At 73.7% G+C, this 13,675-nt stretch carries 12 protein-coding genes; 8 read left to right on the top strand and 4 right to left on the bottom strand.

Annotated elements, in window-relative coordinates; genetic code table 11:
- The first annotated feature begins 30 nt into the window (after nt 1-30).
- The 3 genes from ACGF3I_RS27210 (at nt 31) to ACGF3I_RS27200 (ending at nt 3,616) form a co-directional block, all read left to right on the top strand.
- A complete protein-coding gene (locus tag ACGF3I_RS27210) occupies nt 31-1,512 on the top strand; it encodes an RsmB/NOP family class I SAM-dependent RNA methyltransferase (protein WP_393136415.1) in 1,482 nt (493 codons plus the stop codon).
- A gap of 278 nt (nt 1,513-1,790) precedes the next feature.
- On the top strand, nt 1,791-2,474 hold the full coding sequence (gene rpe, locus ACGF3I_RS27205; protein WP_393136413.1) for a ribulose-phosphate 3-epimerase: 684 nt from the start codon (nt 1,791-1,793) through the stop codon (nt 2,472-2,474).
- Nucleotides 2,475-2,566: 92 nt separating this feature from the next.
- Nucleotides 2,567-3,616 carry a sugar-binding transcriptional regulator gene (locus ACGF3I_RS27200; RefSeq protein WP_393136411.1) on the top strand — a complete coding sequence of 350 codons (1,050 nt, stop codon included), beginning with the start codon at nt 2,567-2,569 and terminating at the stop codon, nt 3,614-3,616.
- A gap of 36 nt (nt 3,617-3,652) precedes the next feature.
- Here the strand turns inward: ACGF3I_RS27200 and ACGF3I_RS27195 are convergent, their stop codons facing one another.
- Genes ACGF3I_RS27195 through ACGF3I_RS27185 form a run of 3 tightly spaced genes read right to left on the bottom strand, consistent with a single transcriptional unit; the run spans nt 3,653 to nt 7,658 of the window.
- Nucleotides 3,653-4,759 (bottom strand): amidohydrolase family protein, encoded by a 1,107-nt coding sequence (locus ACGF3I_RS27195; protein ID WP_393136410.1) that lies wholly within the window; start codon nt 4,757-4,759, stop codon nt 3,653-3,655.
- Entirely contained in the window at nt 4,760-6,109 is a 1,350-nt protein-coding gene (locus tag ACGF3I_RS27190; RefSeq protein WP_393136408.1) for a glutamine synthetase family protein, read from the bottom strand.
- 4 nt (nt 6,110-6,113) lie between these two features.
- A complete protein-coding gene (locus tag ACGF3I_RS27185) occupies nt 6,114-7,658 on the bottom strand; it encodes an ATP-dependent DNA ligase (protein ID WP_393136406.1) in 1,545 nt (514 codons plus the stop codon).
- A gap of 71 nt (nt 7,659-7,729) precedes the next feature.
- Here ACGF3I_RS27185 and ACGF3I_RS27180 point away from each other — a divergent pair, with 71 nt between their 5' ends.
- The 3 genes from ACGF3I_RS27180 to ACGF3I_RS27170 all read left to right on the top strand — a co-directional run bounded on the left by ACGF3I_RS27180 (nt 7,730) and on the right by ACGF3I_RS27170 (nt 10,079).
- A complete protein-coding gene (locus tag ACGF3I_RS27180; protein WP_393136404.1) occupies nt 7,730-8,167 on the top strand; it encodes a ribonuclease domain-containing protein in 438 nt (145 codons plus the stop codon).
- Nucleotides 8,164-8,508 (top strand): barstar family protein, encoded by a 345-nt coding sequence (locus ACGF3I_RS27175; protein ID WP_393136402.1) that lies wholly within the window; start codon nt 8,164-8,166, stop codon nt 8,506-8,508. The genes ACGF3I_RS27180 and ACGF3I_RS27175 overlap by 4 nt, the downstream gene beginning before the upstream one ends.
- 89 nt (nt 8,509-8,597) lie before the next feature.
- Entirely contained in the window at nt 8,598-10,079 is a 1,482-nt protein-coding gene (locus tag ACGF3I_RS27170; RefSeq protein WP_393136400.1) for a GuaB1 family IMP dehydrogenase-related protein, read from the top strand.
- A gap of 18 nt (nt 10,080-10,097) precedes the next feature.
- Here ACGF3I_RS27170 and ACGF3I_RS27165 read toward each other — a convergent pair whose 3' ends face one another.
- Entirely contained in the window at nt 10,098-11,183 is a 1,086-nt protein-coding gene (locus tag ACGF3I_RS27165) for a GDSL-type esterase/lipase family protein (protein ID WP_393136398.1), read from the bottom strand.
- Nucleotides 11,184-11,544: 361 nt separating this feature from the next.
- On the opposite strand from ACGF3I_RS27165, the gene ACGF3I_RS27160 reads away from it, so the two are divergent.
- Nucleotides 11,545-13,014 carry an amino acid permease gene (locus ACGF3I_RS27160; protein WP_393136396.1) on the top strand — a complete coding sequence of 490 codons (1,470 nt, stop codon included), beginning with the start codon at nt 11,545-11,547 and terminating at the stop codon, nt 13,012-13,014.
- 10 nt (nt 13,015-13,024) lie between these two features.
- Nucleotides 13,025-13,480 (top strand): Lrp/AsnC family transcriptional regulator, encoded by a 456-nt coding sequence (locus ACGF3I_RS27155; RefSeq protein ID WP_261714895.1) that lies wholly within the window; start codon nt 13,025-13,027, stop codon nt 13,478-13,480.
- Nucleotides 13,481-13,675: the final 195 nt, after the last annotated feature.

Here is a 13,675-nt window from a genome sequence, read left to right as displayed (position 1 = left end):
GCCCCAACTGATCCGCGGAGCACCTTTCACGTGAACGATTCGCCACGCCGCAGCCCGAACCCCAAGGCGGGCCAGGGCGCCGGCCCCAGCGGCGGCAGGACCGGCAAGCCGTACCGCCGTCCCAAGAAGGACCCGGTCCGCATCCTCGCCTTCGAGGCCCTGCGGGCCGTCGACGAGCGCGACGCCTACGCCAACCTCGTGCTGCCCCCGCTGCTGCGCAAGGCGCGCGAGGGCGGCACCTTCGACGCCCGGGACGCGGCGCTCGCCACCGAACTCGTCTACGGCACCCTGCGCCGCCAGGGCACCTACGACGCGATCATCGCGGCCTGCATCGACCGCCCGCTGCGCGAGGTCGACCCCCCGGTGCTCGACGTGCTCGCGCTCGGCGCGCACCAGCTCCTCGGCACCCGCATCCCTTCGCACGCCGCCGTCTCGGCGAGCGTGGAGCTGGCGCGCGTGGTGCTCGGCGACGGGCGGGCGAAGTTCGTCAACGCCGTCCTGCGCAAGATCGCCGCGGACGACCTGGACGGCTGGCTGGAAAAGGTCGCCCCGTCCTACGAGGACGACGCCGAGGACCATCTGGCGGTCGTGCACTCCCACCCGCGCTGGGTCGTCTCCGCGCTGTGGGACGCGCTCGGCGGGGGCCGGGCCGGCATCGAGGACCTCCTGGAGGCGGACAACGAGCGGCCCGAGGTGACCCTGGTCGTCCGCCCGGGCCGCTCCACCACCGACGAACTGCTCGACGCGCTCGGCGAGGAGGGCGGCCTGCCGGGCCGCTGGTCGCCGTACGCCGTGCGGATGGCCGAAGGCGGGGAGCCCGGCGCGCTCGACGCCGTGCGCGAAGGCCGGGCCGGCGTCCAGGACGAGGGCAGCCAGCTGGTGGCCGCCGCCCTGGCCAACGCCCCGCTCGAAGGCCGCGACGAGCGCTGGCTCGACGGCTGCGCGGGGCCCGGCGGCAAGGCCGCCCTGCTTGCCGCCCTGGCCGCCGGCCGGGGGGCCGCGCTGCTCGCCTCCGAGAAGCAGCCGCACCGGGCCCGCCTGGTCGAGCGCGCGCTCGCCGGGAACCCCGGCCCGTACCAGGTCATCGCGGCCGACGGCACCCGCCCGCCATGGCTGCCGCAGTCCTTCGACCGGGTCCTGGTCGACGTCCCGTGCTCCGGTCTCGGCGCCCTGCGCCGGCGCCCGGAGGCCCGCTGGCGTCGCCGCCCCGAGGACCTGGAGGGCTTCGCGCCGCTCCAGCGCGGGCTGCTGCGCGAGGCGCTGTCCGCGGTCCGCGTCGGGGGCGTCGTCGGATACGCCACCTGCTCCCCGCACCTGGCCGAGACCCGGATCGTCGTGGACGACGTCCTCACGGGGCGCGGCGGCGGCGAGCCGGTCGAGGCCGAGTGGATCGACGTACGCCCGCTGATGCCCGGCGTCGCCGGCCTCGGCGAGGGGCCCGACGTCCAGCTGTGGCCGCACCTGCACGGCACCGACGCGATGTACCTCGCCCTCCTGAGGCGTACGGCCTGACGCCCGCCGCGGCGGCCCGAACGCGGGGCGTCGCTCCGCGTGCGCCGAGCGCGACCGACCCGAACTCGCCCTGCCCGCACGGGACTTGGCCGGGTCACGGTTTGGCCGACCTCGGCCGGAGCGGGCACCGCAGGGTCTGCGGCCGGGCCGGCCGTACGGCGGACGACCACGCTTCAGGGGCCCCCGGGGCAACAGGATCGCCCGGCTCGCGCCCATCGCGTCGCACCGGGTCCCGCACCGTGGCAGGCAAGTCGCCCGGGGCATGGCAGGCTTGGGGCATGGCTCAGATCAACCCCAGCATCCTCTCCGCGGACTTCGCCCGGCTGGCCGACGAGGCCCGGGCGGTCCAGGGCGCCGACTGGCTGCACGTCGACGTGATGGACAACCACTTCGTGCCGAACCTGACCCTGGGCGTGCCCATCGTCGAGTCCCTCGCGCGGGCCACCAGCACACCGCTCGACTGCCATCTGATGATCGAGGACCCGGACCGCTGGGCTCCGCAGTACGTGGAGGCCGGGGCCGGTTCGGTCACCTTCCACGCGGAGGCGGCGGCGGCCCCGGTGCGGCTCGCCCGAGAGATCCGGGCCAAGGGCGCCCGCGCCTCGATGGCGCTCAAGCCCGCGACCCCGATCGAGCCGTTCGAGGACCTGCTGCCCGAGCTCGACATGCTGCTGATCATGACGGTCGAGCCCGGCTTCGGCGGCCAGTCCTTCCTCGACATCATGCTGCCGAAGATCCGCCGGACCCGTGAGCTGATCAGCAAACACGGACTTGAACTCTGGCTCCAGGTCGACGGCGGGGTCTCGGCCACCACGATCGAGCGCTGCGCCGAGGCCGGAGCCGATGTCTTCGTCGCGGGTTCGGCCGTCTACGGCGCGGACGACCCGGCCGAAGCGGTGCGCAGCCTGCGCTCCCTGGCTGAACGGACGACGGCCGACGCCCCCTGGGCGTGCGCACACTGAGCCGCCACTGGATGAACGGAACCCCTCGGGGCTGATCAAGGACCGTGGGATCTGACAGGATGAACAGCGAGTCCGGTGCGTGAACAGCAGTTGTGAACAGCAGTGAGGAGATCGCGGTGTCTGCAATGTCGGCGGGTCGGTCAGCCCTGCGGATGGGACCCGCGGAGCTGGTGCAGGCGGCGGCGATGGCCCGCCGCTTCTATCTGGAGGGCAAGTCCAAGATCCAGATCGCCGAGGAGTTCGGCGTGAGCCGCTTCAAGGTGGCCCGGGTCCTGGAGACCGCCCTGGAGCGGGACCTCGTACGCATCGAGATCCGCGTCCCCGCCGAACTGGACGCGGAGCGCTCCGACGCCCTGCGGGCCCGCTACGGCCTGCGGCACGCGGTCGTCGTGGAGTCCCCGGCGGACGGCGAGGAGACCTCGCCCGACCCGGAGAACCTCGGAGAGGTGGCCGCGGACCTGCTCGGCGAGCTGGTCAGCGAGGGCGATGTGCTGGGCCTGGCCTGGGGCCGCTCCACCATCCACATGGCCGCGGCCCTCGACCGGCTGCCGCCCTGCACGGTCGTCCAGCTGACCGGCGTCTACGACGCGGGCACCGCCGAGCGCGGCTCCGTCGAGGCGGTGCGCCGGGCCGCCCAGGTCTCCGGCGGCGAGGCCCACCCCATCTACGCCCCGATGCTGCTGCCCGACCCGGCCACGGCCGCGGCCCTGCGCAACCAGACCGGCATCGCCCGCGCCTTCGAGTACTTCGACAAGGTCACCGTGGCCGCCGTGTCCATCGGCTCCTGGGAGCCGGGCATCTCCACCGTGCACGACATGCTGAGCGACGAGGAGCGGGCGCACTACGCCTCCCTCGGGGTCGCCGCCGAGATGTCGGCGCACCTCTTCGACGCGGAGGGCCGCCGGGTCGGGCGCGACCTGGGGGAGCGCTGCATCACCGTCGAGGCGGACCGGCTGCGCCGCATCCCCGAGGTCGTCGCCATCGCGGGAGGCCAGCGCAAGGCCGCCGCGATCGACGCGGTCCTGCGCTCCGGCCTGGTCACCAGCCTGGTCACCGACACCGCGGCGGCCGACTTCCTGCTCAACGAGGCCGGGCCCCGGCCCCGCCCCGCCCTGGACCGGGCGGACCCGGACGGCATCTGAGCCGCCGGGGGCCGCGCCCCCGGCGGCCCGGCCGGCTCAGAGGCCGTAGACCCGTTCGGCGTTGCCCGCCGAGATGAGTTCCGCCACCCGCCGCGCGTCCTCGCCCGACCACGCCCCCGACCCGGTCCAGCTGTTCAGGAGCCGGTCGAGCGCCTCCCGGTAGAGCCGCGCCCCCACCACGTACAGCTCCGCGAGCCCGTAGGCGTCCGTCGAGAACAGCAGCTTGCCGAACGGGGCCAGCTCCAGGAACTCCGCGAGCACCGCCTGCGCGCGGGTGCCGGTGTGCGCGAGCGAGAGACCCACATCGGCGTACACGTGCGGGTACACGTGCGCCAGATAGCCCGCGTTGCGGTGGTACGGATAGCCGTGCAGCAGCACCAGACGGCAGCCCGTCGGGCGGACGGCCCGGACGAAGTCGGTGAGCAGCAGCGGATCGCAGCGGTGCAGGCGCAGATCGGGGTCGCCGAAACCGGTGTGGATCTGGAGCGGCAGCCCGGTGTCCGCTGCCGACCACAGCAGGTGCCGCAGCAGCACGGGCGAGGTGATCCGCCCGGCCCCGGCCGCCAGCCACCCCGCGGTCGCCTCCCTCAGCTCGGCCGGGCCCGGCGGCTCGGGCACCAGGTCGAGGCCGTAGCGGTATCCGGCGACCGACTTGAAACCAGCGGCGCCCCGCGCGGCGGCCCCGACCGCCTCGGCGAGCAGGGCCAGGAACTTGTCCGGATCCAGCGCCTGCGCACCCGCCCCGGCCCGCTCGGCGGTGCGTTCCGCGAGATGTTCCAGGCGGACGATCTCGCGCGCCGCCGCCGAGCCGAGCCGGGCCAGCTCGGCCGGACCCGTGAGGTCGCCGGGCAGCCCGGTGTCCACCAGGTACGTGCCGATGCCGGAGGCGGACAGCAGCAGCCGGTTGGCCTCCTCGGCGCCCAGCTCCCGGCGCCGCGCCAGATAGCGCTCCGGCGGACAGTGCGGCTCAAGACCCAGCAGCGGCGGGCACCAGCGCCGCACCGCGAAGCCGAGCTGGGTGTCGAAGAAGCTGGTGCCGGCCGCGGCGGGCGCGTCGGACTCGGTCAGGAACGCCTCGAACGCGCCGTCGCCCGGGTCCGAGCGCAGCACGCCGTGGCAGTGGTGGTCGACCAGCGGCAGCACTCAGTACCTCCCGCGCGTCGCCTCGGCGATCTCCTGGGGCGTGCGGCCGTCGAAGAGCTTGGTCTCGGCCTGGCGCACCGCGATCACGGCCTCGAAGAGCCGCTCGCCCAGGGCCTCGCGCAGCACCTGCGACTCGGTGAAACGGGCGAGCGCCTCGGGCAGTGACCCGGGCAGCCGGCGCGGGCCGTCCGCGTGGACCGGGTCGCCCGCCACCGGCTGGGGCAGCCGCAGGCCCGCGTCGAGCCCGGCGAGCCCGGCCGCGATGAGCGAGCCGGCCACCAGGTACGGGTTGGCCGCCGGGTCGAACGACTTGACCTCGGCGTTCGCGGCGTCCTCGGCGCCGGGCGGCCCCGCGACGAACCGCAGCGCCGCCTCCCGGTTCTCCAGACCCCAGCACTGGAAGGCGCCGGCCCACCGGGAGGGCGTCAGCCGCAGATAGCTCGCCGGGGTCGGGGCGCCGATGGCGAGCAGGGCCGGCAGCGCGTCCAGGATCCCCGCGAGGAAGCTTTCACTGGTGGTGCTCATGCCGAAGGGGCCCTCGCCGCCCCGGCACAGGTTGCGGCCGTCCTGCCACAGGCTGAAGTGGACGTGGCCGCCGTTGCCTACGCCCTCCGGGTCGACGACCGGCCCGAACCACGGCGTGAGCCCGTGCTGGAGCGACACCGCCCGGATCGTCTCGCGCACCAGGACCACGAGATCGGCGGCCCCCACCGGATCGGCCGGAGCCACCGACACCTCGAACTGGCCCGCCGTGTACTCGGGGTGGATCTGCAGCACCTCCACGCCCTGCGCCTCCAGCGCGGCGAGCACGTCGCCCACGTACGCCGAGCGCTCCACGACCCGCGCCATCCCGTACGCGGGGCCCGCGAGCGGCGGGTCGACGACCCATTCCGTCTCGAAGCCCATCCGCAGATCGAGGCCGCGCTCGGCGGCCCGCTCGGTCATCCGGCGCGCGAACAGGCGCTGGCAGGCGTCGTAGGGCTCGCCCGACTGCTCGTAGCGCTCCACCGGCGCCCACGCCCAGCCGGGCTGCGCCGCGAGCACGGTGAGCCTCTCCAGGTCCGGGATCAGGCGCAGATCGCCGTCCGGGCCGCCGATGTGGGGGCTGGTGGTGACCGAGTCGTCCACCAGATAGACGTCGAAGACCGGTGACATGCCGACGCCGTGCGCCGCCACCTGCGCGAGCCGCGCGGTCGGTACGACCTTGACGCGGGTGAGGCCCGCCACGTCCACCCAGGTCAGCGCGACCGCCCTGACTCCTTCCGCGGTGAGCCGCGCGGCCGCGAGCCCGGCCTCCTGCGCCCTTCGCTGTGCCCGCTCCCGCTGTTCCCCGCCGTGACCCTGCTCCACCGGTTCAGTCCCTCCCGCCGCCCAGTTCGATGACCGTGGCGACCGTGTCCGCCTGCGAGGCCCTCTTGTCCTCGCGGTAGCGCACTACCCGTGCGAACCGCAGTGTGACCCCTTCCGGGTACCGAGTTGATCTCTGAACCCCGTCGAAGGCCACCTCGACGACGAGTTCCGGCCGCACCCGCACCCCCCAGGGCTCCTCGGCCACCGCCAGCTCCCGCAGCCGCTCGGTCTGCCAGGCGAGCAGCACATCGGTGAGCCCCTTGAACGTCTTGCCCAGCATGGCGAACGTGCCGTCCTCGCGGCGCGCTCCCAGATGCAGGTTGGACAGGGTGCCGGTGCGCCGACCGTGCCCCCACTCGGCCGCGAGCACCACCAGGTCCAGGGTGTGCACCGGCTTGACCTTCAGCCAGGAGGCCCCGCGCCGGCCCGCCGCGTACCGCGAGTCCAGCGCCTTGACGACCACGCCCTCGTGCCCGCGCTCAAGGGTCGCGGCGGCGAACTCCTCGGCGCCGCGGCGCAGTTCGGCGTCGGCCGGGTCCGCCACCACGAAGCGCCGCACGCGCCGCGGCTCCGGCGCGATGCGGGCGAGTTCCGCGTGCCGCTCGTGCACCGGCAGGTCGAGCAGGTCCCGGCCGTCCACCGAGAGGAGGTCGAAGAAGACGGGGGACAGGGGCAACCGGCCCTGGGCGCCCTCGACATCGAGCCGGGAGCCGACGCGCCCGGCGATGTCCTGGAACGAGCGGGGCCGCCCGTCGGCCCCGAGCGCGATCACCTCACCGTCGAGCACCGCCTGATGTGCCGTCAACTCCCGCGCCGCGGCGAGCACTTCGGGCAGCCGCTCGGTGATGTCGTCCAGCGTGCGGGTGAACACCCGTACCGTCTCGCCGTCCTTGTGGACCTGGGCGCGGATCCCGTCGAGCTTCTCCTCGACCACGCACGGACCGAGCCGGTCGAGCGCCTCGGTGACGTCCTTCGCGCTGTGCGCCAGCATCGGCAGCACCGGGCGGCCCACGTCGAGCCGGAACGCGGCCAGCGCGGAGGGGCCGTCGGCGAGCAGGGCCCGCGCCACCGTGCCGAGCGAGCCGCCCAGCATCACCGCGCGCCGCACGTCCGCCGCCGGGGCGCCGCCCGCCGCCGCGAGCCCCTCCACGGCCGCCGCGTCGAGGGCGCCCTGGCGGACCTCGCCGGTGATCAGCGCGATCAGGAAGTTCTGCTCCTCCTCGGTGGCCGCGGCCATCAGCTCGCCCACCAGGCGCCTGCGCTCGCCCTGGGCGCCCTTGCCGGACACCGCCGCGATGGCGTCGAGCCGTCCGTCCACGTCCCGCACGGTGAGGCCGGGCGAGGCGGCCGGTGGCGGCCGGTCCTTGAGGGCGGCCCAGCCGAGGCCGGTGCGCCGCTGCGGGAGGCGGCCCGCCAGATAGGTCACCACCAGCGGCGCCTCGTCGGGTTCGGTGGCCGAGAACAGGCGCGCCAGCAGCGCGGACTTCTCCGACCGCGAGGCGGTGGAGGCGATCTCGGCCGAGGTTCTGGCCAGGTCGGCGAGCAGCATGCTTCCATCGTGACCCGCCACCGGCGACGTACGCATTCGCTCACACCTCCGCGGGATGGGAGCATCGGGACATGATCAACAGGTGTGCCCGGATCGCGCTGGCCTCGGTGATCGCGTGCCTCGCCGTGCTGCTCGCCGGCTGCGGCGGCCAGGACGGCGCGCGGCCCGCCGGACAGAGCCCGGCCGCCTCCGCCCCGTCGTCCGCCGCCGCGACACCCGGCTGGGCCAAGGGCATGGCGACCGTCCGCGCCGACCGGCTCCCGCCCGAGGCACGGCAGACGCTCCGGCTCATCGATCAGGGCGGCCCGTTCCCGTACGGCAAGGACGGTGTGGTGTTCGGCAACTACGAGAAGGCGCTGCCCCGGCGCGGGCGCGGCTACTACCACGAGTACACCGTGACGACGCCGAACTCCCGCGACCGCGGCGCACGGCGCCTGGTGACCGGGCAGGGCGGCGAGTTCTACTACACCGGCGACCACTACAAGACGTTCGAGGCGGTGCTGCGATGACGCCGGAGCCGTACGAGGCGGTACGGGCCGCGGGCTGGCTGGTCGACGTCCTCGATCTGGACGGGGTGACCGGCAAGGCCGCCTTCATGGAGCGGGTGGCCAAGGCGCTGCGCCTGCCCGACTGGTTCGGCCGGAACTGGGACGCCCTCGCCGACTGCCTCGGCGACCCGGACTGGGGGCCCGCCGACCCCGGCCGCCTCCTGGTCGTCACCGGCTGGCAGGAGTACGCCGAACGGCGGCCCGAGGAGTGGGCCACCGCCCTCGACATCCTGGACGTCTCGGCCGGGTCGGGACCGCGGGGAACGCTGGCCGTGCACCTCGCGCTCGGAGGATCCCACTAGGACGGACGTCCCGTCCCTGGACGATCGGCCCGGGCGGCGCGATCGTACGGACATGGGACAATGAACTACGTGCTTTTCCCCTGGCTGAAATGCCTGGGGCCACCTCGATCGACTGGGATGTTCAGCACGTGCGTTTCCTCAACGACATCAAGCCGCCGTACGACCTGACGTACGACGATGTGTTCATGGTGCCGAGCCGTTCCGCGGTGGGCTCCCGCCAGGGCGTGGACCTCGCCGCCCCCGACGGCACGGGGACCACCATCCCGCTCGTCGTCGCCAACATGACCGCGATCGCCGGCCGCCGCATGGCCGAGACCGTGGCCCGCCGGGGCGGCATCGTCGTGATCCCCCAGGACATTCCGATCGAGGTCGTCACCGACGTCATCTCGTGGGTCAAGACGCGCCATCTCGTGCTCGACACCCCCATCGTCCTGGCCCCGACCCAGACCGTCGCCGACGCGCTGGCCCTGCTGCCCAAGCGGGCCCACAACGCGGGCGTCGTCGTGGACGGCGAGCGCAGGCCCGTCGGCGTCGTCACCGACCAGGACCTCACCGGCGTGGACCGCTTCACCCAGCTGTCCGAGGTCATGTCCAAGGACCTGCTGCTCCTGGACGCGGACATCGACCCGCGCGAGGCCTTCAACAAGCTGGACAACGCCAACCGCCGCTACGCGCCCGCCGTGGACGGGGACGGCCGCCTGGCCGGCATCCTGACCCGCAAGGGCGCCCTGCGCGCGACGCTCTACACCCCGGCCACCGACGCGCGGGGCAAGCTGCGCATCGCCGCCGCCGTCGGCATCAACGGCGACGTGGCGGGCAAGGCCAAGCAGCTCCTGGACGCCGGCGCGGACACCATCGTGGTGGACACCGCACACGGCCACCAGGAGTCGATGATCGCCGCGATCAAGGCCGTGCGCGGCCTCGACCCGCAGGTCCCGATCGTCGCGGGCAACATCGTCGCCGCCGAGGGCGTGCGCGACCTCATCGAGGCCGGCGCCGACATCATCAAGGTCGGCGTGGGCCCCGGCGCCATGTGCACCACCCGCATGATGACCGGTGTCGGCCGCCCGCAGTTCTCCGCGGTCCTGGAGTGCGCGGCCGAGGCCAAGAAGTTCGGCAAGCACGTATGGGCCGACGGGGGTGTGCGCCACCCGCGCGACGTGGCCATGGCGCTCGCCGCCGGTGCCTCCAACGTCATGATCGGCTCCTGGTTCGCGGGCACCTACGAGTCCCCGGGCGACCTCCACACCTCCGCCGAGGGTCACCTCTACAAGGAGTCCTTCGGCATGGCCTCCGCCCGCGCGGTCAAGAACCGCACGAGTGAGGAGTCCGCCTACGACCGGGCCCGCAAGGCCCTGTTCGAGGAGGGCATCTCCACCTCGCGCATGTTCCTCGACCCGGCCCGCCCGGGCGTCGAGGACCTGATCGACTCGATCATCGCGGGCGTCCGCTCCTCCTGCACCTACGCCGGTGCCTCCTCGCTCGCCGAGTTCGAGGAGAAGGCCGTCGTCGGCATCCAGTCCGCCGCCGGTTACGCCGAGGGCAAGCCGCTGCACGCCAGCTGGAGCTAGCGCCTTCGGGCGGGCCCCTCAGGGCCTGTCCGGCTGCCGTACGTCCCCGAGCCCCCGCGATTCCTCCCGCGGGGGCTTCGGCGCGTACGGGGCGAGCGCCCGCGCCACGGCCGCCCCGAACCGGGCGTGGCCCTCGTCGGTGGGGTGCAGCCCGTCCGCGAGGTGTTCGGCGCCCAACAGGGCCTGCCCGGGCAGCAGACGGAGGAAGCGGTCGCCGGCGGCGATGAGTTCGCGGGTCGCGCTCTCCATGGCCGAGCGCAGCTCGCCGAGCGTGGCGCCCAGCGCGTTGGGGGTCGTCTCCGCCTCGGGGCACAGCAGGGGGGACACCAGGAGCAGCGGCGTCGTGGGATGGCCCTGGCGCACCAGGCGCAGGAACGCCAGGGTGTTCTCGTGCATCAGCGTGGCCGAGAACGGCACCCGCGACCAGCAGTTGGTGCCGAAGGCCAGGGTGATCACATCGGCCCGCAGCCGGGCCAGCTGCTCCGCGGTGGGCAGTTCACCGCGCCCCCCGCCCGCGTAGCCGAGGTTCACCGTGTCCAGGCCGAGCGCGCGCCCCGCGACGGCCGGCCAGGCGTGCGCGGGCCGCGTCGACCACCAGCCCTCCGTGATGGAGTCCCCGTGCACCAGCCAGCGGGCGCCGCGCGGAGCCGGTGCGAGGGCGCCGTCCACCGCGCGGAGCGCGACGATGTGCGGCGCCTGCGCCTCGGGCGGATGGATCGTGAACGGGCCCTCCCCGTCGGGGAGTTGGAGCCGTACGAGGCCCTCCTCGCGCGGCTCCTCGGTGGTCTCGCACACACACCGGTCGCCCTGCCAGAGGGCGAAGGTGTGCGCCAGGTCGTGCAGCTCGGCGCCGGCCTTGGGCACCCGGGCGCGATAGCGCAGCTCCACCGCCGACGTGCCGTGCGCGGTGAACTCGATCCGGGTCCCGATCGGCAGCGCGGCCCGCTCCCCGGTGTCCCAGGGCAGCCGCATCGCGTCGTCCGGGTCCGCCCGTACGGGCCGGCCCTCGGCGTCGAGCCACGCCACTCCGCGCAGGTAGGGGGCCGGATCCAGCCAGCCATCGGCCGGCTTCCCGGCGGTCTCGTGCGGCGCGTGCGGGTCCATGGGGCGCGACCTTGCAACAGGGCTGATGAAGTGTCAAGCGGGCCCGTGACCAGGACCACGCCCGGGGCCCGTGTGAAGCGCCCTGAGCAGGGCAGGCGCACGGATCGAACGTTGAACCGCAACGAACCGCCACCCGTCGCCCCCGTGCGCAATGATCAACCGGCGATGCGCAAGGTTGCTGCATTACGACCGGGAAGCGGAAACCCATAAGGTTCTCGCCGTACGTGGAGTGGCGGGGACCGCCTGCTCGGCGGAACCGGCCACGGGAAGGCTCCATGCTGCCCGAAATCTCCCTCTGTGCGGGACGGCCGGGCCGCCGCGGTCACCCGCCGCCGATTGGCAGCGATAAGGAGCCACCTCAGTGTTGGATCACGGCGCACCGCCACCCTCGACCGATGCCCCCGCCGCCGGGGGCCCGCGCCCCGGCCGGGGTCTGATGCGGCGCAAGCCGGTGGAACGCCTGGTCGCGGAGGGTGGGCAGGGCGAGGGCGGGTCCCTCAGGCGCTCCCTCGGCATGTGGCAGCTGACCATGATCAGCATCGGTGCGACGCTCGGCACCGGCATCTTCGTCGTCCTGGGCGAGGCCGTCCCCAAGGCCGGACCCGCCGTCACGATCTCCTTCGTGCTCGCCGGACTCACGGCGCTCTTCTCGGCCCTGTCCTACGCCGAACTCGCGGGCTCCATCCCGGTCGCGGGCTCCTCGTACTCGTACGCTTACGCAACGCTCGGCGAACTCGTCGCCTGGATCTGCGGCTGGTGCCTGATCCTGGAGTACGGCGTCTCGGTGGCGGCGGTCGCCGTCGGCTGGGGGCAGTACCTCAACGAGTTCCTGGACGGCACGATCGGCGTCACCATCCCCGACGCGCTGTCCGCACCCCCCGGCGACGGCGGGATATTCAACCTGCCCGCCCTGCTCGTCGTCGTCCTCGCGATGGGCCTGCTGCTCGGCGGCGCCCGCGAGTCGGCCCGCGCCAACACGATCATGGTCGGCGTGAAGATCGCCGCTCTCGTGCTCTTCTGCGTGATCGGGTTCATGGGCTTCAAGTCGGGCAACTACTCCGACTTCATGCCGCTCGGCCGGGCCGGCGTCAGCGGCGCCGCCTCCACGCTGTTCTTCTCCTACATCGGCTTCGACGCCGCCTCCACCGCCGGTGAGGAGGCGAAGAACCCGAAGAAGGACCTGCCGCGCGCGATCATGCTGTCGCTGGTCATCGTCACCGCCCTGTACGTCCTGGTCGCCTTCGTGGCGGTCGGCGCCCGCCCCTGGAAGCAGTTCGAGGGCTCCGAGGCGGCGCTGGCCGGCATCATGAAGGACGTCACCGGCCACTCGTTCTGGGCCACGCTGCTCGCGGCCTGCGCGGTGATCGCCATCGCCAGCGTCGTCCTGACCGTGCTCTACGGCCAGACCCGGATCCTGTTCGCGATGGCCCGCGACGGACTGGTCCCCAAGGTGTTCGCCAAGGTCAGCCCGCGCAGCGGCACGCCGGTCGCCAACACGGTCGTCGTCTCGCTGTTCTGCGGCGTGCTCGCGGCCGCCGTGCCGCTCGGCAAGCTCGCGGACGCCACCAGCATCGGCACGCTCTTCGCCTTCGCCCTGGTCAACGTCGCGGTCATCATCCTGCGCCGGACGCGCCCCGACATGCCGCGCACCTTCCGGGTGCCGCTCGGCTGGGTCGTCCCCATCCTCGGCTTCGTCAGCTGCGGCTACCTCATGTGGAACCTGTCCGGCGCCACATGGGAGTACTTCGGATGCTGGATGGCCGCCGGTCTCGTGATCTACTTCGGATACGGCTACCGCCGTTCCAGGCTGGCCACCGCCTCACAGAAGTGATCCACCCGCAGTGCGACTCAATGACCTCGATGAACGCATCGTCCACGCGCTCGCCGAAGACGCCCGCCGCTCCTATGCCGACATCGGCTCGCTGATCGGTCTGTCCGCGCCCGCGGTCAAGCGGCGCGTCGACCGGCTGCGGGCGGAGGGGGCCATCACCGGGTTCACCGTACGGGTGGACCCGGCGGCCCTCGGCTGGGAGACCGAGGGGTTCATCGAGATCTACTGCCGCCGCAACACGTCGCCCGATGCGATCCGGCGCGGGCTCGAGCGGTACCCGGAGGTGGCGTCCGCCTCCACCGTCACCGGGGAGGCGGACGCGATCGTGCAGGTCTTCGCCTCCGACATGCGGCACTTCGAGCGGGTGCTTGAGCGGATCGCGGGGGAGCCGTACGTGGAGCGCACGAAGTCCGTGCTGGTCCTTTCGCCCCTGCTGCGCCGCTACACCTCGGGCAGCCCGGCCTAGCCTCCGGGGCTGCGCCCCGGGGCCCCTGGGGGTGCTGCCCACCCGCCGGGTGCAGCTCCCTGGGGCTCCGCCCCAGACCCCGGGGGGTTTGCCCACCCACCCGCCCGTGCAGGAGGCTGGATAGGCCCGGGCCCTGGGGCTGTGCCCCAGACCCCCCGAGGGGCTCCGCCCCTCGGACCCCGGCGGGGGCTGCGC

Source organism: Streptomyces sp. NPDC048111, assembly GCF_043202815.1.
In the GTDB taxonomy this organism is placed as follows: Bacteria; Actinomycetota; Actinomycetes; order Streptomycetales; family Streptomycetaceae; genus Streptomyces.
This window is presented reverse-complemented; position numbering and strand designations above follow the sequence as displayed.